A 22,152-nucleotide genomic window follows, 5' to 3' on the forward strand; every position below is an offset into this window, starting at 1 on the left:
GCAGGTCAGACTTTGAACCGCGACACACCGCCACGCAGGCCGGTGGCCACCTGGCTCAGTTCATCGATGGCGAAGCTGGCCTGACGCAAGGATTCGACGGTCTGGCTGCTGGCATCGCCCAGCTGCGCCAGGGCGTGATTGATCTGCTCGGCGCCGGTGGCCTGGGCCTGCATGCCTTCGTTGACCATCAGCACCCGCGGCGCCAGGGCCTGGACCTGATGAATGATCTGGGTGAGTTGCTCACCGACCTGCTGCACCTCGAACATGCCGCGACGCACTTCCTCGGAGAACTTGTCCATGCCCATGACCCCGGCCGACACCGCCGACTGGATCTCGCGGACCATCTGCTCGATGTCGTAGGTGGCGACGGCGGTCTGGTCGGCCAGACGCCGCACTTCGGTGGCGACCACGGCGAAACCGCGGCCGTACTCACCGGCCTTTTCCGCCTCGATGGCAGCGTTGAGCGACAGCAGGTTGGTCTGGTCGGCGACCTTGACGATGGTCACCACCACCTGGTTGATGTTGCCGGCCTTCTCGTTGAGGATCGCCAGCTTGTTGTTGACCAGGTCGGCTGCGCCCATCACCTGATGCATGGTCTCTTCCATGCGCGCCAGGCCCTGCTGGCCGGAGCCGGCAAGGATCGAGGCCTGGTCGGCAGCCGAAGTGACTTCGGTCATGGTCCGCACCAGGTCACGGGAAGTCGCAGCGATTTCCCGCGAAGTTGCGCCAATTTCGGTGGTAGTGGCGGCGGTCTCGGTGGCGGTGGCCTGTTGCTGCTTGGAGGTGGCGGCAATTTCTGTCACCGAGGTGGTGACCTGCACCGACGAGCGTTGGGCCTGGGACACCAGGTTGGTCAGTTCGCCCATCATCTCGTTGAAGCCGGTTTCCACTGCACCGAATTCGTCCTTGCGATCCAGGTTCAGGCGCACGCTGAGGTCGCCGCCGCTGAGCTTGTCCAAGGCATGGACGATCCGCTGCATCGGTGCGGTGATGGCACGCATCAGCACCAGGCCGCAGATGGTCGCGGCAACGATGGCCAGCAGCAGCGAGACGATCATGCTGACCTTGGCGGTGGCCACGGCGCTGACGATGGAGTCGGTGGCGCTCTCGGCCGAATGACGATTGCGCTCGATCACCCCGTTCAGGTGCTTGCGGCCATCAACCCAGGCTGGGGTCAGCACTTCGGCGAGCAGGCGCTGGGCTTCGGGGTAATCCTTCTTGCGGTAGGCGTCGAGCACGGTCTCCACCGCCTTCAGGTAGGCGACTTCGAGCTGGCCGAACTGGTCGAAGCTGGCCTGATCGTCCTTCTCGCGAATGGTCGACTGGTAGCTGGCCATGTGCTGCTTGAGGCGCTCTTCAAAGCCCTTGTACAGCTCCATGTCGGCCGAGGTGATCTCGCGATGGTCGCTCAGGCCCACCAATTGCTGGGTCAGCACATAGCTATCGACCCAGGCGCTACGGATCATCGAGCTGTAGTAAACCCCGGGGATGCTGTCGGTTCGCACCGCTTCCTCGCCGGACTCTATGGCCACCAGTCGCGAATAGGCGGCGACCACCATCAGCGTCATGATGGCGATAATCACGGCGAAGCTCGCCAGGATCCGTTGGCGCAAAGTCCAGTTTTTCACAGTCAGCCCTCAAGTGTTCTACGCGAGCAGGAAAAATGGGCAGAGTATAGCCCAGCGGCTGCGCGCATTTGCGGCTGACTTAAGGGCTGGATCGGGCTAAACGGGATAGATACTGGCCATTAGCCCGATTTCATTGACCGGCAGCAAGTTTTACCTGGTTTTCCAACTCGCTCTTGAGCGCCGGGTCGAGCTTGAGCTGACGCGCCAGTTCGTCCAGATAGGCACGCTCCATGAAGTGTTCCTCGTCCACCAGCATGACACTGGCGATGTACATCTCGGCGGCCATTTCCGGGGTGCTGGCGGCGCGGGCGACGTCGGCCGGATCCAGCGGTCTGTTGAGCTCGGCATGCAGCCAGTGTTGCAGCTCCTGGTCGTTGGACAGTTTGACGAATTCGCCCTCGATCAGCGCCCGTTCGCGCTCATCGACGTGGCCATCGGACTTGGCCGCCGCCACCAGCGCCTTGAGGATCGCCTGGCTGTGCTGCTCGACCTGGGCTGGCGGCAGGCGGTCGAGGGTTTGCGGCTCACCCTGCACGGCGGCGCCCTGCTTGGCCTGCCAGTTGCCATAGGCCTTGTAGGCAATGACCCCGAGGGCCGCCAGGCCACCGTAGGTCAGGGCCTTGCCGCCGTACTTGCGGGCCTTCTTGCTACCCAGCAGCAAGCCCATCGCCCCCGCCGCCAGGGCACCGCCGCCAGCACCGGAGAGCAGGCTGCCCAGGCCACCGCCGCCCTTGCCGCCGAGCAGGTCAGCAAGACCGCCGGATTTGCCGGCGGCGCTTTTGCCGCCCTGGTTCTGCAGCAGGTCCTGGCCGGATTTTAGCAGTTGATCGAGCAAGCCACGGGTATTCATGGGGCATCTCCATGGGGAGGAAAGAGACCCAAAGAGTACTGCCGCTGGCTGAAGCGAAGCTGAATGCATTTGCTTCCAGATGTTGCCCAGGACCGGGATACGCTGGACCCAGGCAACAGCAACTACGCTTAAAGCAGCTATACCTGCACTTTCACTGCCCCGAGATAATTCCAACAAGAGGGAACACCATGTTCGTGCACAAGACCGCCACGCTCTGCGCCCTGAGCACCGCCCTGCTGGCCAGCGCCAGCCTGCAGGCCGCCGCCCCCTTGAAAGCCGTGGGCGCCGGCGAAGGCCAGCTGGATATCGTCGCCTGGCCGGGTTACATCGAGCGCGGTGAAAGCGACAAGGCCTACGACTGGGTGACCGGCTTCGAGAAAGACACCGGCTGCAAGGTCAGCGTCAAGACCGCCGCCACCTCCGACGAAATGGTCAGCCTGATGACCAAGGGCGGTTACGACCTGGTCACTGCCTCCGGTGACGCCTCGCTGCGGCTGATCGCCGGCAAGCGCGTGCAACCGATCAACACCGCGCTGATCCCCAACTGGAAGAACCTCGACCCCCGGCTCAAGGACGGCGCCTGGTACGTCGTCAACCAGCAGGTGTACGGCACACCCTACCAGTGGGGCCCGAACGTGCTGCTGTACAACACCACGGTGTTCAAGCAGGCGCCAACCAGCTGGGGCGTGGTCTTCGAGCCCCAGGACCTGCCGGACGGCAAGCCGAACAAGGGCCGGGTCCAGGCCTACGACGGGCCGATCTACATCGCCGATGCGGCGCTGTACCTGAAATCTGCCAAGCCCGAACTTGGTATCCAGAACCCCTATGAACTGAACGAAACCCAGTACAAGGCGGTGCTCGACCTGCTGCGCCAGCAACAGCCGCTGATCCACCGCTACTGGCATGACGCCACGGTGCAGATGAGTGACGTCAAGAACGAAGGCGTAGTCGCCTCCAGCTCCTGGGGCTACATGGTCAATGGCCTGCAAGCCGACAAGCAGCCGGTGGCGTCAACCATCCCCAAGGAAGGCGCTACGGGCTGGGCCGATACCACCATGCTGCACAGCGAGGCCAAGCACCCCAACTGCGCCTACAAGTGGATGGACTGGTCGCTGCAACCCAAGGTCCAGGGTGACGTAGCGGCCTGGTTCGGCTCGTTGCCAGCGGTGCCAGCGGCCTGCACCGGTAGTGAACTGCTCGGAGCCGAAGGTTGCAAGACCAATGGTTTCGACCAGTTCGACAAGATCGCCTTCTGGAAGACCCCGCAGGCTGAGGGGGGCAAGTTCGTGCCGTACAGCCGCTGGACCCAGGACTATATTGCGATCATGGGGGGCCGTTAAGGCCCTATCGCGGGGCAAGCCCGCTCCTACCTCAAGACGCGGGCCTGCTCCTCCTGCCGGAGCTTCGCACCATGAACCTTGCAGTGCAGTTCACCAACGTATCGCGCACCTTTGGCGAGGTCAGGGCGGTTGACCAGGTGTCGATCGACATCCACGACGGCGAGTTTTTCTCGATGCTCGGCCCCTCGGGTTCGGGCAAGACCACCTGCCTGCGCCTGATCGCCGGTTTCGAGCAACCCAGCGCCGGTTCGATCCGCATCCACGGCGAAGAGGCGGCGGGCCTGCCGCCCTATCAGCGCGACGTCAACACGGTGTTCCAGGACTACGCGCTGTTCCCGCACATGAACGTGCGCGACAACGTCGCCTATGGCCTGAAGGTCAAGGGCGTGGCCAAGGCCGAACGTCATGCCCGCGCCGAAGAAGCGCTGGCCATGGTCGCCCTGGGCGGCTATGGCCTGCGCAAGCCGGTGCAGCTTTCCGGCGGCCAGCGCCAGCGCGTGGCCCTGGCCCGGGCGCTGGTCAATCGCCCACGGGTGCTGCTGCTCGATGAACCGCTGGGAGCGCTGGACCTGAAATTGCGCGAACAGATGCAGGGCGAGCTGAAAAAGCTGCAACGCCAGCTGGGCATTACCTTCATCTTCGTCACCCATGACCAGACCGAGGCGCTGTCGATGTCGGACCGGGTCGCGGTGTTCAACCGTGGCCGCATCGAGCAGGTCGACACCCCACGCAACTTGTACATGAAGCCGGCGACCACCTTCGTCGCCGAATTCGTCGGCACCTCGAATGTGCTGCGCGGCACGCTGGCGCAGCAGCTCAATGGCAGCCAGTTGCCCTTCTCGATTCGCCCGGAACACATCCGCCTTGGCGACCAGCCAGTCGCCAGCAACGAAATTCAGGTCAGCGGACTGCTCCACGATATCCAGTACCAGGGCAGCGCTACCCGCTACGAGCTGCAACTGGACAACGGCCAGCTGCTGAGCATCAGCCAGGCCAACAACCAATGGCAGGAGCACGCCGCCCCCTGGCAGCCCGGCCAGCGTCTGCAGGCGCGCTGGGCCCGCGAGGCGATGACTGCGCTGCAGGAAACCCTGCCCGGCGAGGGCCATTGAGATGAGCCAGGCCCTGGCAAGCCGCGCGCCGACCGTCATGCGGCGCTTCTCCACCCTGCTCTACCGGCGGCCCAACCTGTACCTGGCGCTGCTGCTGATACCGCCGCTGATCTGGTTCGGCGCGATTTACCTGGGCTCGCTGCTGAGCCTGCTGTGGCAGGGCTTCTATACCTTCGACGACTTCACCATGGCGGTCACCCCGGACCTGACCCTGGGCAACTTCGCCGCGCTGTTCAACCCATCGAACTTCGACATCATCCTGCGCACCCTGGGCATGGCCATCGCCGTGTCGATCGCCAGTGCCATCCTGGCCTTCCCGATCGCCTATTACATGGCCCGCTACACCAGTGGCAAAACCAAGGCGTTCTTCTATATCGCGGTGATGATGCCGATGTGGGCCAGCTACATCGTCAAGGCCTACGCCTGGACCTTGCTGCTGGCCAAAGGCGGCGTGGCCCAGTGGTTCGTCCAGCAACTGAACCTGGGGCCAGTGCTGCAGTTCATCCTCGCTATTCCCGGGGTGGGCGGCAGCACCCTGTCGACCTCGCACCTGGGTCGCTTCCTGGTGTTCGTGTACATCTGGCTGCCGTTCATGATCCTGCCGATCCAGGCCTCGCTGGAGCGCCTGCCGCCGTCATTGCTGCAAGCCTCGGCGGACCTTGGCGCCCGCCCGCGGCAGACTTTCACGCAGGTGATCCTGCCGTTGTCGGTGCCGGGCATTGCCGCCGGCTCGATTTTCACCTTCTCGCTGACCCTGGGCGATTTCATCGTCCCGCAACTGGTCGGCCCGCCCGGCTATTTCATCGGCAGCATGGTCTACGCCCAGCAGGGCGCCATCGGCAACATGCCCATGGCCGCCGCCTTTACCCTGGTGCCGATCGTGCTGATCGCCGTGTACCTGGCCATCGTCAAACGCCTGGGGGCCTTCGATGCACTCTGAGCGCGCCTCGATCGGCCTGCGCCTGGCGGCGTGGGGCGGGCTGCTGTTCCTGCACTTCCCGATCCTGATCATCTTCCTCTATGCCTTCAACACCGAGGACGCCGCCTTCAGCTTTCCGCCCCGCGGCTTGACCCTGAAGTGGTTCGGCGTGGCGTTTGCGCGCCCGGATGTGCTGGAGTCGATCAAGCTGTCGCTGCAGGTCGCCTGCCTGGCCACGCTGATCGCCCTGGTGCTCGGTACCCTGGCCTCGGCGGCGCTGTACCGGCGCAGCTTTTTCGGCAAGGAGAGCATTTCGCTGATGCTGATCCTGCCCATTGCCCTGCCTGGGATCATCACTGGCATCGCCCTGCTCTCGGCGTTCAAGACCTTGGGCATAGAGCCCGGGATTTTCACCATCGTCGTCGGCCACGCCACCTTTTGCGTGGTGATCGTCTACAACAACGTCATCGCCCGCTTGCGACGAACCTCGCAGAGCCTGATCGAGGCGTCGATGGATCTGGGCGCCGACGGCTGGCAGACCTTTCGCTACATCGTCCTGCCCAACCTCGGCTCGGCCCTCCTGGCTGGCGGCATGCTGGCCTTTGCCTTGTCGTTCGATGAGATCATCGTCACCACCTTCACCGCCGGCCACGAACGCACCCTGCCGATCTGGCTGCTCAACCAGTTGAGCCGGCCGCGCGATGTGCCGGTCACCAACGTGGTGGCCATGCTGGTGATGCTGGTGACCATGCTGCCGATCCTCGGCGCCTATTACCTGACCCGCGGCGGCGAAAGCGTTGCCGGCAGCGGCAAATAACTCCTGGAGGACTGCAACCATGCAAACCCGACTGTTGATCAACGGCCAACTGGTAGAAGGCGAAGGCGCAGGCTACGCGGTGCTCAACCCGGCGCTGAGCACGGTACTGGTAGAAGTCAACGAGGCCAGCGAGGCCCAGGTCGATGCCGCCGTGCGCGCTGCTGACCGCGCCTTCGACAGTTGGTCGCAGACCACGCCCAAGGACCGTTCGCTGTTGCTGCTCAAGCTTGCCGACACTATCGAGGCCCACGGCGAAGAGCTGGCCCGGCTGGAGTCGGACAACTGCGGCAAGCCCTATGCCGCCGCGCTCAACGACGAGATCCCGGCGATCGCCGATGTGTTCCGTTTTTTCGCCGGCGCCACCCGCTGCCTGGGCGGCTCGGCCGCAGGTGAGTACCTGCCGGGGCACACCTCGATGGTGCGCCGCGACCCGCTGGGCGTGGTCGCCTCGATCGCGCCGTGGAACTACCCACTGATGATGGTCGCCTGGAAGATCGCTCCGGCGCTGGCCGCCGGCAACACCGTGGTGCTCAAACCGTCCGAGCAGACCCCACTGACCGCGCTGCGCCTGGCAGAACTTGCCAGCGACCTGTTCCCGGCTGGCGTGCTGAATGTCCTTTTCGGCCGAGGCCCGAGTGTCGGTACGCCGCTGGTGACCCACCCGAAAGTGCGCATGGTATCGCTGACCGGCTCCATTCCCACGGGCGCCAATATCATCGCCGGCACCGCCGACAGTGTGAAACGCATGCACATGGAACTGGGCGGCAAGGCCCCGGTGATCATTTTCGATGATGCCGATATCGACGCCGCAGTCGACGGCATCCGCACCTTCGGTTTCTACAACGCCGGCCAGGACTGCACCGCCGCCTGCCGTATCTACGCCCAGAGCGGTATCTACGAGCGATTCGTCGAGAAGCTCGGCAAGGCCGTGGCCAGTATCAAGCATGGCCTGCAGAACGACCCCGACACCGAGCTCGGCCCACTGATCACCGCCCAGCACCGCGACCGGGTGGCGGCCATGGTCGAACGGGCGCTTGCCCAGCCGCATATTCGCCTGGTGACCGGTGGCAAGGCAGTGGCCGGTGACGGTTTCTTCTTCGAGCCCACCGTGCTGGCCGATGCCCAACAGGATGACGAGATCGTCCGCCGCGAAGTGTTCGGGCCAGTGGTTTCGGTGACCCGCTTCGACGATGAAGACCAGGCCCTGGCCTGGGCCAACGATTCCGACTACGGCCTGGCGTCGTCGCTGTGGACCGCCGATGTCGGCCGTGCCCACCGCGTTTCGGCGCGCCTGCAGTACGGCTGTACCTGGGTTAACACGCACTTTATGCTTGTAAGCGAAATGCCCCATGGCGGTCAGAAACTGTCCGGCTATGGCAAGGATATGTCCATGTACGGACTAGAGGACTACACCTGCGTCCGGCATGTGATGTTCAAACATTAAGGTAAGGACACCCATGGAAATCACCCGACGCGACTTCATCAACGGAGTCGCCATCGGCGTTGTTGCGGGCTTGACCCCGCTGCAACTGCTTCAGGCTGCCCCCAGCGGGCGCTATTACCCACCGGCCTTGACCGGTTTGCGCGGCAGCCATGCCGGCGCCTTCGAAGTCGCTCACCAAATGGGCTGGGAGAAAAAAACCTTCGCCACCGACGCCTTGCCGATCAGCGAGGAATACGACCTGGTGGTGGTTGGCGGCGGCATCAGCGGCCTGTCGGCGGCGTTCTTCTATCGCGAAAAACATCCCGCCGCAAAGATCCTGATCCTCGACAACCACGATGACTTCGGCGGCCATGCCAAGCGCAACGAGTTCAGCGCTGGCGGGCGGATGATCCTCGGCTACGGTGGCAGCGAAGCCTTTCAGTCGCCGAATCACCTGTACAGCGAAGAGGTCAACGGACTGCTGCAAAAACTCGGCGTGGATATCAAGCGTTTCGAGACCGCCTTTGACCGTAACTTCTACCCGGATTTGGGCTTGTCGCGCGCGGTGTTCTTCGACCAGGAAACCTTCGGTGAAGACAAGCTGGTCAGCGGCGACCCAACGCCGATGGTCGCCGATGACATCGCCCCGGCGCAGCTCAACGCCCGCTCGATCAGCGATTTCATCAATGATTTCCCCCTGCCCGAAAGCGACCGCAACGCCCTGATCGATCTGCACCAGGCGCCCCGGGATTACCTGGCTGGCAGATCGTTGGAAGACAAGACCGCCTACCTGGAGCGCACCAGCTACCGCGATTTCCTGCTCAAGGACGTTGGCCTGTCGGCCACCGCGGTCAAGTACTTCCAGGGCCGCACCAACGACTTCATGGCCGTGGGCATCGATGCCGTAGCCGCTGCCGATGCCTACAGCGTCGGCTTTCCCGGCTTTGCCGCGATGAACCTGGAGCCGCTCAGCGAGGAAGCCCGAGCGGAGATGGAAGAGCCCTACATCTACCATTTCCCCGACGGCAACGCCTCGCTGGCACGCCTGCTGGTGCGCAGCCTGGTGCCATCGGTGGCGCCAGGCCAGAACATGGAAGACATCGTTCTGGCCACCTTCGACTACAGCCAGCTCGACCGTGCCGGGCAGCCGGTACGCCTGCGTCTGAACAGCACCGCCGTCAGCGTGCGCAACGTCGAGGGTGGCGTCAATGTCGGCTTCAACCGCGCCGGGCAACTGGCCCAGGTGCGCGGCAAGCACTGCATCCTGGCCTGCTACAACATGATGATCCCCTACCTGTTGCGCGACCTGTCGGCTGAACAGGCCCATGCCCTGAGCCAGAACGTCAAGTTCCCGCTGGTGTACACCAAGGTCATCGTGCGCAACTGGCAGGCGTTCCAGAAGCTTGGCGTGCACGAAATCTACGCCGCGACCCAACCCTACAGCCGGATCAAGCTCGATTACCCGGTGAGCCTGGGCGGCTACGAGCATCCACTCGACCCGGCGCAGCCCATCGGCCTGCACATGGTTTTTGTACCGACCAGCCCCGACAGCGGCATGAACAGCCGCGACCAGGCCCGTGCCGGACGCGGACGCCTGTACGGCACCTCATTCGAGGTGCTGGAAAGCCAACTGCGCGAGCAGTTGCAACGCATGCTTGGTCCTGGCGGCTTTGACCACAACAAGGACATCCTGGCGATCACGGTCAACCGCTGGCCCCATGGCTATGCCTGCTCCACCAATACCCTCTACGACGACCCGGCGCAGATCGAGCAGTGGATGGAACTGGCGCGCAAGCCCGTGGGCAAGGTCAGCATCGCCAACTCCGATGCGGCCTGGAGCGCCTATGCCCATGCGGCGATTGATGAGGCGTGGCGGGCGGTGGGGGAATTGGCTTAATTCCGCGGCGCCTGCATCGCGGGGCAAGCCCGCTCCCACAAGATCTCCATCATCCTTGATAAACCCACCCTGAGAGCGGCGCCAAACCTGTGGGAGCGGGCCTTGCCCCGCGATCGAGCGCGAAACGCTGGTAATTCAGTCAATCACGCAAGTCGGACTCGTGTATCGGCTGATCGCGACTGGTAGCCCGTTGGTACTGCGCCGGCCACACTGCCTTGTTGCCCCCCAGGTCGTCGTCGGCGTGCAGCGGCCAGTAGGGGTCGCGCAGTAGCTCGCGGGCGAGGAAAATGATATCGGCCTGCGCCGTACGCAAGATGGTTTCAGCCTGCATCGGGTCGGTAATCATGCCGACCGTCCCGGTGGCGATCCCCGCCTCTTCCCGCACCTTGGCCGCAAACTGGGTTTGATAGCCCGGCCCCGTGGGGATCTCGGCTTTTACCGAGGTGCCGCCGGAGGATACATCGATCAGGTCCACGCCCAACTTGCGCAGGCGCTTGGCCAACTCAACGGTTTCATCCGGATTCCAGCCATCTTCAACCCAATCGGTGGCCGATAGGCGCACGAACACCGGCAGCTCGACCGGCCAGACCTCGCGCACCGCTTCGGTCACCTGCAGGGTCAGGCGGATACGGTTTTCGAAGCAGCTGCCGTATTGGTCACGGCGCTGGTTGCTCAACGGCGACAGGAACTGGTGCAACAGGTAACCGTGGGCGGCATGCACTTCAACGACCTTGAAGCCCGCTTCCAGGGCGCGCCGCGCGGCATCGACAAAGGCCTGGATGATCTCGCCGATCTGCGCTTCGGTCAGTTCGGTGGGTGCGGTGTGCTCCGGATCGAAGGCAATCTTCGACGGCCCCACCGGTACCCAGCCGCCGTCGGCTACCTTGACGCTGCCATGCTTGCCCAGCCACGGCCGATGGGTACTGGCCTTACGCCCGGCATGGGCCAGCTGGATGCCCGGCACCGCGCCTTGGGCGGTGATAAAACGGGTGATGCGTTGCAACGGCGGGATCTGCGCGTCGTCCCACAAGCCCAGGTCCTGCGCGCTAATACGGCCATCGGCAGTCACGGCAGTGGCTTCGGTGAAAATCAGGCCGGCGCCACCCACCGCGCGGCTGCCCAGATGCACCAGGTGCCAGTCATTGGCCAGGCCGTCGACACTGGAATACTGGCACATGGGTGACACGGCAATGCGGTTGGGCAGGATCAGCTGGCGCAGGGTGTACGGCTCAAGCAGCAGGCTCATGGGGCACCTCTCAAATCAAGTGGTAAGGCTCCAGATAGTTGACCGGCCGACTACAGAATCTTCCCCGCAGGTTCTTCGACCCATCATTCGAAGCCTAGACCACTTTGCCCGCTGGGTTCAGCGCGGCTCGATATGAGCGATCATCAGTTGCACGCTTTCCTGGCCGCGGAACTCGTTGACGTCGAGCTTGTAGGCCAGTTCCACCCAACGCACGGTCGGGTTGGGCCAGACTTCACGGTCGACGCCAAAGGCGATGCCATCGAGCTTGAGCGAACCGCATTCGCTTTTGAGTACCACCTTCAGGTGCCGTTCACCGACGACCCGCTGCTCGACCAGCTGGAACACCCCATGGAACAGCGGCTCGGGGAAGTGCTGGCCCCAGGGCCCTGCATGGCGCAGGGCGCGGGCCAGCTCCAGATGAAACTCCTCGACCGCCAGGGTGCCGTCGGACAGCAAGCGGCCGGTGAGGTCTTCTTCACGCAGTTGACGGCGGGTTTCTTCGTCGAAGGCCTGGGCAAAGGCCGGGAAGTTCTCGGCCGGCAACGACAGGCCGGCGGCCATGGCGTGGCCACCAAACTTGCTGATCAGCTGCGGGTGGCGCGCCGCCACGGCATCCAGTGCATCGCGAATATGAAAGCCTGGCACCGAGCGCGCCGAGCCCTTGAGCATGCCTTCGCCAGCATCGGCAAAGGCAATGGTCGGGCGGTGATAACGCTCTTTCAGGCGCGAGGCGAGAATGCCGATCACCCCCTGGTGCCAGTCCGCCTCGAACAGGCACAGGCCGAACGGCATCGACTCCAGCGGCAGGTCCTTGAGCTGGGCCAGGGCTTCGCGTTGCATGCCCTGCTCGATGGATTTGCGGTCCTGGTTCAGCTCGTCGAGCTGGCCGGCCATTTCCCGTGCCAGGTTGGCATCGTCGCTGAGCAGGCACTCGATACCCAGACTCATGTCGTCCAGGCGCCCGGCAGCATTGAGCCGTGGGCCGAGGATAAAACCAAGGTCGGTGGAGGTGATGCGCGCATGATCGCGCCGGGCCACTTCGAGAATCGCCTTGAGCCCCGGTCGCGCCCGCCCGGCGCGGATGCGTTCCAGGCCCTGATGGACCAGGATCCGGTTGTTGGCATCCAGCGGCACTACGTCAGCCACGCTACCCAGGGCCACCAGATCGAGCAGCTCGCCGATGTTCGGCTGCGGCGCGTTATCGTAATGACCGAGGCTGCGCAAACGCGCGCGCAAGGCCATCAGCACATAAAAGATCACCCCGACCCCGGCCAGCGCCTTGCTGGGGAACTCACAGCCCGGCTGGTTGGGGTTGACGATGGCGTCGGCCGCTGGCAGTTCATGGCCAGGCAGGTGGTGATCGGTCACCAGCACTTGCAGGCCGGCGGCCTTGGCGGCTGCCACGCCTTCGACACTGGAGATGCCGTTGTCGACGGTGATCAGCAATTGCGGCTGGCGCTGCAGGGCCACCTCGACGATCTCCGGGGTCAGGCCGTAGCCGTACTCGAAGCGGTTGGGCACCAGGTAATCGACATGCGCCGCGCCGAGCAGGCGCAGGCCAATTACGCCGACGGTGCTGGCCGTGGCGCCATCGGCATCGAAGTCGCCGACGATGAGGATGCGCTGGCGTTCCGCCAGTGCCGTCACCAGCAGGTCGACTGCCGCATCGATGCCCTTGAGCTGCTGGTAAGGCAGCAGGCGCGCCAGGCTCTTATCCAGCTCGGCTGCCGATTGCACGCCACGGGCGGCGTACAGGCGGGTCAGCAACGGTGGCAGGTCACCAAGGAATGGCAGCGTGGACGGCAACGGGCGGGGATCGATACGCATGGGGCGATTGGGGCTTCTCGTGAATCAGGAATGTTCGAGCGGAACGGGCGCGCGATCAGCGCTCACCCATCAGCCATTGAAGCTGGACTTCATGCTGACCGCGATCGTCGGTAACGAACACCGTGCCCTCGCTGATCATCACGTCCCACTTGATCGCCCGCGGCATGTCCTTGGCCAGGGTTTCCAGAACTTCCTGGGGCACGGCGGCGATGTTCAGGTTTTTCAGGTTTTTGACGGCCGGCACCACTTTGGTTTCCCACACGCGCAGGCTGCCATAGGCCAGCAGGCTGGTGCGTTCGGTGCGGCGCGAACACCAGGTCAGGCGATCGGCATCCGGCTGGCCCACTTCGATCCAGTGCAGGATGCGGTCGTCCAGGCTCTTTTCCCACACCGCCGCTTCGTCCACATCCGACAGACCCCGGCCAAAGGCCAGTTGCTCGTTGTACCACAGGGCGTAGGCCAGCAGGCGCACGGCCATGCGCTCTTCGGTCTCCGACGGGTGACGGGCGATGGTCTGCTTGACGCTTTCGTACACGCCGCGGTCAAGGTCGGTGAGGTTCAATTCAAACTTGTAGGTGGTGGAAGGCTGGGCCATGGACGGGCTTCTTGCGGCAAGGAAAGTCGCCCAGTCTAACCGATCCGCATGTTCCTTGCGCCGCGGCAGTATCTGGGCGGCCCCAGCTATGATAAAAACGGGGGCCCTGACCAGCTGCCACGGACGCCTCATGCCTACGCCCAGCAAACCTCTCGCCGGCCTCAAAGTCATCGAACTCGGCACGTTGATCGCCGGACCGTTCGCTTCGCGTATTTGCGCAGAATTCGGCGCCGAGGTGATCAAGGTCGAGTCGCCCGATGGCGGTGACCCGCTGCGCAAGTGGCGCAAGCTTTACGAAGGCACGTCGCTGTGGTGGTTCGTCCAGGCCCGCAACAAGCAGTCGCTGACCCTCAACCTCAAGCATGCCGAAGGGCTGGAGATTCTCAAGAAGCTGCTGGCCGAAGCCGACATCCTGATCGAGAACTTCCGCCCCGGGGTCCTGGAGAAACTCGGCCTGGGCTGGGACGTGCTGCACGTCCTCAACCCGAAACTGGTAATGGTGCGCCTGTCCGGCTTCGGCCAGACCGGGCCGATGAAAGACCAACCCGGTTTCGGCGCCGTTGGCGAGTCCATGGGCGGGCTGCGCTACATCACCGGTTTCGAGGACCGCCCGCCGGTGCGTACCGGTATCTCCATCGGCGACTCGATTGCCGCTTTGTGGGGTGTGATCGGCGCCTTGATGGCCCTGCGTCATCGCGAGGTCAACGGCGGCCAGGGCCAGGTGGTGGACGTGGCGCTGTACGAAGCGATCTTCGCCATGATGGAAAGCATGGTGCCGGAGTTCGACGTCTTCGGTTTTATCCGCGAGCGCACCGGCAACATCATGCCTGGCATCACCCCCTCCTCGATCCACACCAGCGCCGATGGCAAGCATGTGCAGATCGGCGCCAATGGCGATGCGATCTTCAAGCGTTTCATGCAGGCCATCGGCCGCACCGACTTGGCCGACGATGCGACGCTTGCCAGCAATGACGGCCGCGACCTGCGCCGCGACGAACTGTATGGCGTGATCGACCGCTGGGCCCGGACCCTGCCGCTGGATGCGCTGATGCAAGTACTCAATGACGCCCAGGTACCGGCCAGCCGCATCTACAGCGCCGAAGACATGTTCAGCGATCCGCAGTTTCTGGCCCGCGAGATGTTCCTGCAGGCCAAACTGCCCGACGGCAAGCCCTTCAAGATGCCGGGCATCGTTCCCAAACTCTCGGATACCCCGGGCTCCAGCGAGTGGGTCGGCCCGGAGCTGGGCGCCCACACCGAGCAGGTACTGGCCGGGCTGGGTTATGACGCTGCGGCGATTGCCCGGCTCCGCACACAGGGCGCAGTCTGAACAAGGCATGACTTGAATTGCGTGGCAACGGTGGAGACCCGGACATGACCCATCACAGGCAAGCAAGCGTGCGCCGTGGATTGCCGTTGTTGCTAGGCCTGCTGCTGAGCCTTGGCCTGCCCGGGTCGGCCTGGGCCAAGGAGCGGTTGTTCTGGTTGTTGCGCGACTTGCCGCCGCTGACCATTTTTGAAGGCACCGGCAAGGGCCAGGGGGTGATCGACCGCTTGCTGCCGCTGCTGATAGAACAGATGCCCGAATACGATCACAGCATTGTCCGGGTCAACCGCGCCCGGGGCATCCAGATGCTCCAGGAATCCAGCTTCACCTGCGACCCTACCCTGCTGTGGACGCCGGAGCGGGCGCGCTACGTGCATTTCTCGATCCCCAGCCTGGGCGTGCTCAGCAGTGGCCTGGTGGTTCGGCGCAAGGACCAGCAACTGCTCCAGCCCTATCTGCACAACAGTCAGGTCGACCTGCAGGCACTACTCGGCAACATCCCGCTCAAGCTCGGTGTCGTCGCCCAGCGCAGCTACAGCCCGGCCGTTGATGAGTTGCTCAAGACCCTGCCCGACACCACCCTCAGCCGTCACTACGGCAATGACGCGGTGACCAGCCTGTTGCAGATGCAGCAACATGACCGCCTGCAACTGGTGCTCGGCTATTGGCCCGAAGTGCGCTACCTGCTGCAACAGCAGGGCTGGCCTACCGATGACTATGCCTTTTACCCGATCCAGGGGGTCGAGCAGTACCAGTTGCTGCGGGTCGGCTGCTCCGACACGCCCCTGGGGCGCGAAGCCATCAGCCATATCAACAAGCTGTTGCTGGCGCTACGCAACGACACCTTGCCCGACCTGTACGCCCAGTGGCTGGCCCCGCAAATGCGCGAGCAGTACATGCATGACAGCTTGCACCTGTTTGGCGAGCACCCCTGAGGCGCAATCGCAGGCAAAAAGAAACCCCGAACGGTGGGGAGGCCGCCCGGGGCTAAACAAAAGCCCATAGGGGCTTCGCACGACAGCTTCACGACATCGGAGCAAAATCCCGATCAGCTGTCCTTGTAAGGTCTGATTGCTCCCTCCGGCAAAGGTTCCGTCAGGCCCTGGCGCTTATCGACCTACCTTGCTGCAGGTGGCGCTGCGCCGCGATCACGCAAGGTTGCAGGCGGCCTTCGACGATCAACAGGTCACGCTGCAAGCCATCGACCAGGTCGACCAGCAAGCGCTGGTCCTGCAACTGGCTGGGCTTGACCGTACGCTGAAGCACGGTGCGGTTCGCTTCATCGTTCAGGCGCAGGTCGAAATCACAGCCCGTGCTCAGGCGCACCAGCCTGACCCGGTACGGTGCCAATGCTTCGCCGAGCAACAATCTGATACATTCCATCTCATTCATTGTTTACCTACCTGTCGAGAAGGGGTCTTTCACTGACCCTGAGGCAGCCGGAAAAGTTCTCTCAGTGCGATTTCCTCTACCCAGCATGCCCGGCAAAAATGACAGATTGAAATCCAGCGCATTGATCGGAGCCTGCCTGTGACAGCCCCTGCCCCTGGTGAACTGCGCATCATCCTGGCCGACGACCACCCGATCTTTCGCATCGGCCTGCGTGCCGTGCTGGAGCAGATCCCGGGTATTTGCGTGGTGGGTGAAGCCGGCGGTCCGCTGGAGCTCACGACCTTGCTGCAACGCCAGGAATGCGATGTACTGGTGACCGACTTCATGATGCCGCTGGAGCAGCAGAACGATGGCTTGAAACTGCTCGAACAACTGCGCCGCCACCATCCGCAGTTGCCGCTGCTGGTCGTGACCATGCTCAACAACGCCGGGCTGTTCCGGGCGATGTTGGCCCTGGGCGTCAACGGCCTGTTGAGCAAGGCCAGCCTGGCCGACGAATTGCCCCAGGCTATCGCGCGCCTGCGCTGCGGCAAAGTCTACCTGGCCGACTCGGTGCAGCAGTTATTGTTGCAGGAAGGCGCCGTGCGCGAAGACCTGGCTCATGACCAGACCGCACTGTCGCCCCGTGAACTGGAAGTCGCCCGCCTGCTCGCCGCTGGCCACACGGTCGGCCAGATTGCCGCCCTGCTCAACCGCAGCAAACAGACGGTGAGCAGCCAGAAAGTCAGTGCCATGCGCAAGCTGGGTCTGGCCAACGACGCGGCGCTGTACCTTTATCTGCAGGAACACGGCCTGGGCTGAAGCTGGCCTACGCCCGGCGCCGCTGCCTGGCTTCGCCCGGCTCACGCTCCAGCATCCACTGGCGCAGGTCTTGCCCTGCCATTGGCCGGGCAATGAAGTAACCCTGCATCACCGGGCTGCCAAGGGCCTTGATCGCCATCAGGTCATCCACCGTCTCGACCCCCTCGACCACCACCTTCAGGTCCATGCGCCGGGCCATGATCAGGGCACCGGCTACCACTGCCGCCTTGCGGCCGTCGTCGGCCATGCCACGGACGAATTCGCTGGGCAGCTTCAGTTCGCTGAACGGCAGCTCCAGCAGGCGCTGCAGGTTGGACACGCCCATGCCGAAGTCATCGATCGACAGTTGGCAGCCCTGGATGCGCAGGTGCAGCAACCCTTCGAGCTGGCTGCTGTCGAGCTGGCAGCCATGGGTCTCGATGACTTCCAGGGTCAGGGCAGTGGCCGGCACATCATGACGTTTGAGGGCAGCGACGACCTGCACGGCGAAATCGTCGCGGGTGAGCATCTGTGGGGCAATGTTGACCGCCACGGGCAGTGGCTGGCCACTGCCAAGCCGGGCCTGGGCACTGAACGCCAGGGCCTGGTCAAGGACATGCCAGCTGAGCATCTCCAGCAATCCGGCGCCTTCGATCAACGGGAAGAACTGCCCGGGGCTGAGCAGACCGAGGCTCGGGTGCTGCCAGCGCACCAGCGCCTCGACCCCGGCCAAAGCGCCGTCGAAACCAACCTTGGGTTGATAGTGAACGACCCATTGCGCCTGGCTTTGCGCCACTTCGGCCGGCGACATGGCCAACAACTCGGCATGGGCCGGCACGGCGAGCGCCTGGGGCGTATCACCGGGCTCATCCAGGTAGCGGCGCAACAGCTTGTGCAGGGAGACGCTGCAGGCAGGCTTCTGCAGGCTGCCAAGAACCCGCAAGCCCAACTGCCGGGCCAGGTCGGCAACGCTATCGAGTACCCCACGCTCGGCACTGCTGAGGATGATCAGCGCCGCCGCCAGGCCACTGTCGGCCAGGTGGCGGATCAACTCCAGGCCGTCCTGCCCGTCCATGTGCAGGTCGCAGATGGCGATGTCGACCCGCCCACGCCGGGACAGGGTTTGCCGCGCGCCGTCGACCGACTCCGCCGTCAGCACATCGAAGACGCCGTTGGCGTTGAGCATCTGATGCAAAGCCATCAGTTGGAAAGGATGATCCTCAAGGATCAGGACCTTCAGTGAGCGCATGAAATATTCCCCGCAGTAGCCGATCTGTACGACAGCACCCTGCCACTCTAGGAAAATTGACCTAGGACGCCCATAGGACATGTCCTAAAGTTCAGGCCACATTTTCCACAGCTCCTGTTGAATATCCTCCTGCAACTGCTCTATCGCCGCTTTCAGCGTTATCCATGCCGGTGTCGCCAACACTGTGGAACGCGCCTGGCTGGCACTGTCCAGTTGCGCGCAGGCCTGCGCCAGGGGCAGCGCATCAATCAGGCAGGCGACGCCCTTGAGGCGATGCAAGGCCACGCCAATGCGCTCCCAGCCCTGCGTCTGAACGGCAGATGTCAGCAAGGCGGACTCCTCGCGCAGGTTTTTCAGCAACTCCTCCAGCATGCGCCGCAGCACGGCGCTGTTGGCCTGGGTCATCTTCTGCAGGGTCTGCATCCGGAAACTGTGCGGCGCAGCCAGCTTTTTGATCAGCGCATCCAGCTGCGCGAGCGCCACTGGCTTGACCAGGCATTCATCCATACCGGCCTCAAGGCAGCGGGCACGCTCTTCCTTCATGGCATTGGCCGTGCAACCGACGATGGCGATGGCTGGCCGCTGGCTGCTGCGTTCCAGGCGGCGGATGCCACGGGCCAGCGCATAGCCGTTCATCACCGGCATGTTGCAGTCGCTGAGCACCAGGTCGAACTCGCCGCCCTGCCAGGCCTGCAAAGCACTCTCGCCGTTTTCCACGGCCAGCACCTCATGGCCGAGGAACTCAAGTTGCTGGCTGAGCACCAGGCGGCTGGCAGACAGGTCGTCGACCACCAGAATCCGCCGTGCCGGCCCGGTAGACAGGCCGGGGGCTTGCGCCAACGGCGCGGGTTCAGTGGCCAGCGCTTCGAGCGTCAATTCGACAGTGACCTCGGTGCCTTTGCCCAGCACGCTGCGCAAGGCAATGCTGCCGCCCATCAGCTCGACCAACTGCCGGCAAATACTCAGGCCCAGGCCCGAGCCGCCATATTCGGCACCCGCCCCCGCCTGGGCAAAGGGCTGGAACAGCTCGCTCTGCTGTTGTGCGCTGATACCGATACCAGTGTCGCGCACACACAACTTGAGGCCGACGCCATGCAAGCTGTCGTGCCCACTGCGACTGACCTGTAGCTCCACCAGGCCCAGGTGGGTGAATTTCAGGGCGTTACCCAGCAGGTTGGTCAGCACCTGACGCAAGCGCAGCGGATCGAACCAGTACACCCCCTCCACATCACTGGCCAGTTGAAGGCGCAGGTCCAGCCCCTGACCCAGGGCCTGGGCGTGGAACTGCTCGACGATTGCATTGAGGAACGGCTTGAGCGCCCGCGCCTGCGGTTCCAGTTGCAGGCTACCGGCCTCGATACGGGCGAGATCCAGGCTGTCGCCGATCAGGGCAATCAGCTCGCGGGCTGACTGATGCGCCGTTTCCAGACCTTGCGAAGGCTCCTGGCCACGCGCCAGGGTCGTCTCCCGCTCAAGTTCAAGCAAGCCAATGATCACCGCCATGGGTGTGCGAATTTCGTGGCTCATGGTGGCCAGAAACGCACTTTTGGCCTGGTTGGCCTGCTCGGCCTGGTGCCGGGCTTCGACCAGCGCTGCTTCCAGCTGCTTGCGCTCGGTAATATCGATCCAGCCGCCCAGCAGGCCCTGCAGTTGGCCATCGGCACTGTAGAACGGCACGGTCCACTGATAGGCATCGGTGCGCCGGCCCTGAAACTCGATGCGCCGATCAACGAACACCGGTTTCGGATCTTCAAGCAGGCTCAGGTAATCGGCATGCATCTGCTTGCCCAGCGCCTCGGGAATAACTTCAATGTCTGTCAGACGCCGGCCCTTGACGTCTTCCAGGCGTAACGAGAAGGCTTGCTCATAGCTTTTGTTGCAGGTGATCAACCGCCCTTCCAGGTCGCGTACATAGATCGGGTTGGGAATACCGTCGAGCAACGCGCGCTTGAAGGCCAACTGGTCGTTGAGCGCTTGCTCGGCCTTTTGCCGCTGGCTGATCTGCGCCCGCAGGCGGCTGCTCCAAACCAGCGACACCAGCCCGAACAGCACAGCTGCAGCCACAGTCCAGTAAATCCACGGCGCAATCCGCTGCCAGGCCGGCGCTGGCGGCGCCAGCGCGCCCAGCCACTTCATGCGCACAGCACGCAACTCGGCAACCGGGAAGGCTTCCAGGGCCTTGTTCAGAATGCTTTCCAGCTCCGGAGCACTGCGCCGTACCGAAAACCTGTCCGGTGCCCATTTGCCCTCGACCCCGCGTCCGACCTTGAGTACAGGGTCGTTGCCGATCACGCTGTAGGCACCGATTTCGCTGTCGATAGTCGCCAATGCTTCACCGCTGCGGACCTTTTCCCGGGCCTGCTCCAGCGAGTCCACCAGCAACAGGCGAATACCGGGGTGGTCCTGGCGAATGGTGCCTTCCAGCGCGTGCTGCGCCGGCAGCGCCAGGGTCTGTCCGGCCAGCTCATCCAGGGACGCCAGGCCCAATTGCGCCTGGCGCACGATGAACACCCAACTCTGCCCGCCAATGGAATGGGTGAAGTCGAGAAACTCGCGACGCTCCGGGGTTTCGCTCAAGGTGGTGCTCATGTCGGCCTGGCCGCTCCTGAGCAGCTCCAGGCTCTGGGCTATTGACTCGGACGGTGCATAGACGAATTTCAGCCCGGTCATTTGCGCGACAGTCGCCAATACATCGCTGTTAAGGCCAACCCAGGCGCCCTGACGGTTGCGAAACAGATAAGGTGGATACTGGCTGCCGACCACGGTGACCGTTGGGTGGTGGGCAATCCACTCACGCTCGGCCAGCGTCAACTCGACCCGGTGATGCGCCACATCCGAACCCAGCCCGGAGGTCCAGCGACCGAGAATTTCGCGCCGCACCGGCTCGTCGAGGCTGGCCAGGGCATCGTTGAACATCTCCTGCAACAGCCGATCTTCGGCGCGCACGGCAAAGGCGAAGCCGATCGGTGGCAAGGCACTGGGGCCGACCACCTGCAAGCCCAGATACGGGCGCAAGGCATTGAAGGCGCGAATGATGATTTCGTTGCCGACAAACGCATCCACCTCCCCCTGGTTCAGCGCTTCCAGCGCACTGCTCAGGTTAGGCGCCAAAAGCACCTGACTGTCAGGGTAGACCCGGTGCACCACCTGGGTGTCGGCGTAGCCGTCGAGCAGCACCACTTTCATCCCGGCCAGCGACGGCGGCGGTACTGGCGCGCCGCCGCGCACCACGACCATCGAACGATCTGGAATGTAGTCGTCGGAAAACGCCAGGCCTGGCACGCTACGCTCGAAGCCATTGGCGCTGGTCAGCACATCGATGTCGCCATGGTGCAGGGCCTCGATGGCCTGCTCGCGCTTGGCGAAGGCCAGCACCTGGGTTTTCACCCCGAGGCGTTCAGACACCAGACTCAGGTAGTCGGCGCTGATGCCCTGGTAGCGATTGCGGTCAATGGTGATGTCCACCGGCTCGTAGTCGGCAAACGAGATCCCCACCCGCAACACCCGCGACGGCCCCAGCCACTGCTGCTGCGCGCGGCTCAACGCTAGCGGCTCAAGCGCGGTGAACGGCGGCGCCAGGGTAAAGGACAGGCTCTGCGCGGCCTGAACCATTTGCCCCATGCCTAGCCCGAGCAGGCAGGCCATTAACAGCCCTGCGGCGCGACGACGTCCTGTGCTCATTGATACCCCTGATCCGTTGCGGCAAGCCAATGCCAGTGTAGAAATAAAAAAGCCCGTCAGAGACGGGCT

At 63.7% G+C, this 22,152-nt stretch carries 17 protein-coding genes; 9 read left to right on the forward strand and 8 right to left on the reverse strand.

Annotation, left to right across the window (positions count from 1 at the left end; genetic code table 11):
* Positions 1-5: 5 nt before the first annotated feature.
* Together F8N82_RS19215 and F8N82_RS19220 are read right to left on the reverse strand one after the other, a co-directional pair.
* On the reverse strand, positions 6-1,628 hold the full coding sequence (locus F8N82_RS19215) for a methyl-accepting chemotaxis protein (RefSeq protein WP_038996794.1): 1,623 nt from the start codon (positions 1,626-1,628) through the stop codon (positions 6-8).
* A gap of 130 nt (positions 1,629-1,758) precedes the next feature.
* Entirely contained in the window at positions 1,759-2,478 is a 720-nt protein-coding gene (locus F8N82_RS19220) for a tellurite resistance TerB family protein (RefSeq protein ID WP_038996796.1), read from the reverse strand.
* A gap of 188 nt (positions 2,479-2,666) precedes the next feature.
* On the opposite strand from F8N82_RS19220, the gene ydcS reads away from it, so the two are divergent.
* From ydcS to F8N82_RS19250, 6 genes are all read left to right on the forward strand, one after another.
* The gene (ydcS, locus tag F8N82_RS19225) at positions 2,667-3,818 is read left to right on the forward strand and encodes a putative ABC transporter substrate-binding protein YdcS (RefSeq protein WP_038996797.1); all 1,152 of its coding nucleotides are present in this window, start codon (positions 2,667-2,669) and stop codon (positions 3,816-3,818) included.
* 71 nt (positions 3,819-3,889) lie between these two features.
* Positions 3,890-4,930, forward strand: a complete 1,041-nt coding sequence (locus F8N82_RS19230) for an ABC transporter ATP-binding protein (RefSeq protein ID WP_038996798.1) — start codon at positions 3,890-3,892, stop codon at positions 4,928-4,930.
* A 1-nt stretch (position 4,931) separates the two neighbouring features.
* Positions 4,932-5,870 carry an ABC transporter permease gene (locus F8N82_RS19235; RefSeq protein WP_038996799.1) on the forward strand — a complete coding sequence of 313 codons (939 nt, stop codon included), beginning with the start codon at positions 4,932-4,934 and terminating at the stop codon, positions 5,868-5,870.
* Positions 5,860-6,666 (forward strand): ABC transporter permease, encoded by an 807-nt coding sequence (locus F8N82_RS19240; protein ID WP_038996800.1) that lies wholly within the window; start codon positions 5,860-5,862, stop codon positions 6,664-6,666. Before F8N82_RS19235 ends, F8N82_RS19240 begins: the two co-directional genes overlap by 11 nt.
* Before the next feature lie 19 nt (positions 6,667-6,685).
* Positions 6,686-8,110: a gamma-aminobutyraldehyde dehydrogenase gene (locus F8N82_RS19245; protein ID WP_038996801.1), complete on the forward strand. Its 1,425-nt coding sequence runs from the start codon at positions 6,686-6,688 to the stop codon at positions 8,108-8,110.
* Positions 8,111-8,123: 13 nt separating this feature from the next.
* Positions 8,124-9,986: an NAD(P)-binding protein gene (locus F8N82_RS19250; protein ID WP_038996802.1), complete on the forward strand. Its 1,863-nt coding sequence runs from the start codon at positions 8,124-8,126 to the stop codon at positions 9,984-9,986.
* 139 nt (positions 9,987-10,125) lie between these two features.
* On the opposite strand, the gene F8N82_RS19255 is transcribed toward F8N82_RS19250, so the two are convergent.
* The 3 genes from F8N82_RS19255 to F8N82_RS19265 all read right to left on the reverse strand — a co-directional run bounded on the left by F8N82_RS19255 (position 10,126) and on the right by F8N82_RS19265 (position 13,654).
* Positions 10,126-11,232, reverse strand: coding sequence for an NADH:flavin oxidoreductase/NADH oxidase (locus tag F8N82_RS19255; protein ID WP_038996803.1), 1,107 nt, complete (start codon positions 11,230-11,232; stop codon positions 10,126-10,128).
* A 117-nt stretch (positions 11,233-11,349) separates the two neighbouring features.
* A complete protein-coding gene (gene recJ / locus F8N82_RS19260; protein WP_038996804.1) occupies positions 11,350-13,059 on the reverse strand; it encodes a single-stranded-DNA-specific exonuclease RecJ in 1,710 nt (569 codons plus the stop codon).
* 55 nt (positions 13,060-13,114) lie between these two features.
* Entirely contained in the window at positions 13,115-13,654 is a 540-nt protein-coding gene (locus F8N82_RS19265; RefSeq protein ID WP_038996805.1) for a YaeQ family protein, read from the reverse strand.
* A 130-nt stretch (positions 13,655-13,784) separates the two neighbouring features.
* On the opposite strand from F8N82_RS19265, the gene F8N82_RS19270 reads away from it, so the two are divergent.
* Both F8N82_RS19270 and F8N82_RS19275 read left to right on the forward strand, forming a co-directional pair.
* A complete protein-coding gene (locus tag F8N82_RS19270) occupies positions 13,785-14,984 on the forward strand; it encodes a CaiB/BaiF CoA transferase family protein (protein WP_038996807.1) in 1,200 nt (399 codons plus the stop codon).
* 44 nt (positions 14,985-15,028) lie between these two features.
* Positions 15,029-15,916 (forward strand): TIGR02285 family protein, encoded by an 888-nt coding sequence (locus tag F8N82_RS19275; protein WP_038996808.1) that lies wholly within the window; start codon positions 15,029-15,031, stop codon positions 15,914-15,916.
* A 160-nt stretch (positions 15,917-16,076) separates the two neighbouring features.
* On the opposite strand, the gene F8N82_RS19280 is transcribed toward F8N82_RS19275, so the two are convergent.
* The gene (locus F8N82_RS19280) at positions 16,077-16,373 is read right to left on the reverse strand and encodes a DUF3509 domain-containing protein (RefSeq protein WP_080764793.1); all 297 of its coding nucleotides are present in this window, start codon (positions 16,371-16,373) and stop codon (positions 16,077-16,079) included.
* 138 nt (positions 16,374-16,511) lie between these two features.
* Between F8N82_RS19280 and F8N82_RS19285 the strand changes: the two genes are divergently transcribed.
* The gene (locus F8N82_RS19285; protein WP_038996809.1) at positions 16,512-17,174 is read left to right on the forward strand and encodes a response regulator transcription factor; all 663 of its coding nucleotides are present in this window, start codon (positions 16,512-16,514) and stop codon (positions 17,172-17,174) included.
* 7 nt (positions 17,175-17,181) lie between these two features.
* On the opposite strand, the gene F8N82_RS19290 is transcribed toward F8N82_RS19285, so the two are convergent.
* Both F8N82_RS19290 and F8N82_RS19295 read right to left on the reverse strand, forming a co-directional pair.
* The gene (locus F8N82_RS19290; RefSeq protein WP_038996810.1) at positions 17,182-18,402 is read right to left on the reverse strand and encodes an EAL domain-containing response regulator; all 1,221 of its coding nucleotides are present in this window, start codon (positions 18,400-18,402) and stop codon (positions 17,182-17,184) included.
* An 84-nt stretch (positions 18,403-18,486) separates the two neighbouring features.
* Complete coding sequence (locus F8N82_RS19295; RefSeq protein WP_371857304.1) at positions 18,487-22,083, reverse strand: transporter substrate-binding domain-containing protein; 3,597 nt, start codon at positions 22,081-22,083, stop codon at positions 18,487-18,489.
* Between the last annotated feature and the right edge of the window lie 69 nt (positions 22,084-22,152).

This window comes from Pseudomonas fluorescens, assembly GCF_902497775.2.
GTDB lineage: Bacteria > Pseudomonadota > Gammaproteobacteria > Pseudomonadales > Pseudomonadaceae > Aquipseudomonas > Aquipseudomonas putida_F.

Coding starts and splice junctions, on each gene's coding strand:
- F8N82_RS19250 (WP_038996802.1), top strand. CDS start 8,124: ATGGAAATCACCCGACGCGACTTCATCAACGGAGTCGCCATCGGCGTT.
- ydcS (WP_038996797.1), top strand. CDS start 2,667: ATGTTCGTGCACAAGACCGCCACGCTCTGCGCCCTGAGCACCGCCCTG.
- recJ (WP_038996804.1), bottom strand. CDS start 13,059: ATGCGTATCGATCCCCGCCCGTTGCCGTCCACGCTGCCATTCCTTGGT.
- F8N82_RS19295 (WP_371857304.1), bottom strand. CDS start 22,083: ATGAGCACAGGACGTCGTCGCGCCGCAGGGCTGTTAATGGCCTGCCTG.
- F8N82_RS19245 (WP_038996801.1), top strand. CDS start 6,686: ATGCAAACCCGACTGTTGATCAACGGCCAACTGGTAGAAGGCGAAGGC.
- F8N82_RS19270 (WP_038996807.1), top strand. CDS start 13,785: ATGCCTACGCCCAGCAAACCTCTCGCCGGCCTCAAAGTCATCGAACTC.
- F8N82_RS19290 (WP_038996810.1), bottom strand. CDS start 18,402: ATGCGCTCACTGAAGGTCCTGATCCTTGAGGATCATCCTTTCCAACTG.
- F8N82_RS19280 (WP_080764793.1), bottom strand. CDS start 16,373: ATGAATGAGATGGAATGTATCAGATTGTTGCTCGGCGAAGCATTGGCA.
- F8N82_RS19275 (WP_038996808.1), top strand. CDS start 15,029: ATGACCCATCACAGGCAAGCAAGCGTGCGCCGTGGATTGCCGTTGTTG.
- F8N82_RS19255 (WP_038996803.1), bottom strand. CDS start 11,232: ATGAGCCTGCTGCTTGAGCCGTACACCCTGCGCCAGCTGATCCTGCCC.
- F8N82_RS19240 (WP_038996800.1), top strand. CDS start 5,860: ATGCACTCTGAGCGCGCCTCGATCGGCCTGCGCCTGGCGGCGTGGGGC.
- F8N82_RS19235 (WP_038996799.1), top strand. CDS start 4,932: ATGAGCCAGGCCCTGGCAAGCCGCGCGCCGACCGTCATGCGGCGCTTC.
- F8N82_RS19230 (WP_038996798.1), top strand. CDS start 3,890: ATGAACCTTGCAGTGCAGTTCACCAACGTATCGCGCACCTTTGGCGAG.
- F8N82_RS19265 (WP_038996805.1), bottom strand. CDS start 13,654: ATGGCCCAGCCTTCCACCACCTACAAGTTTGAATTGAACCTCACCGAC.
- F8N82_RS19220 (WP_038996796.1), bottom strand. CDS start 2,478: ATGAATACCCGTGGCTTGCTCGATCAACTGCTAAAATCCGGCCAGGAC.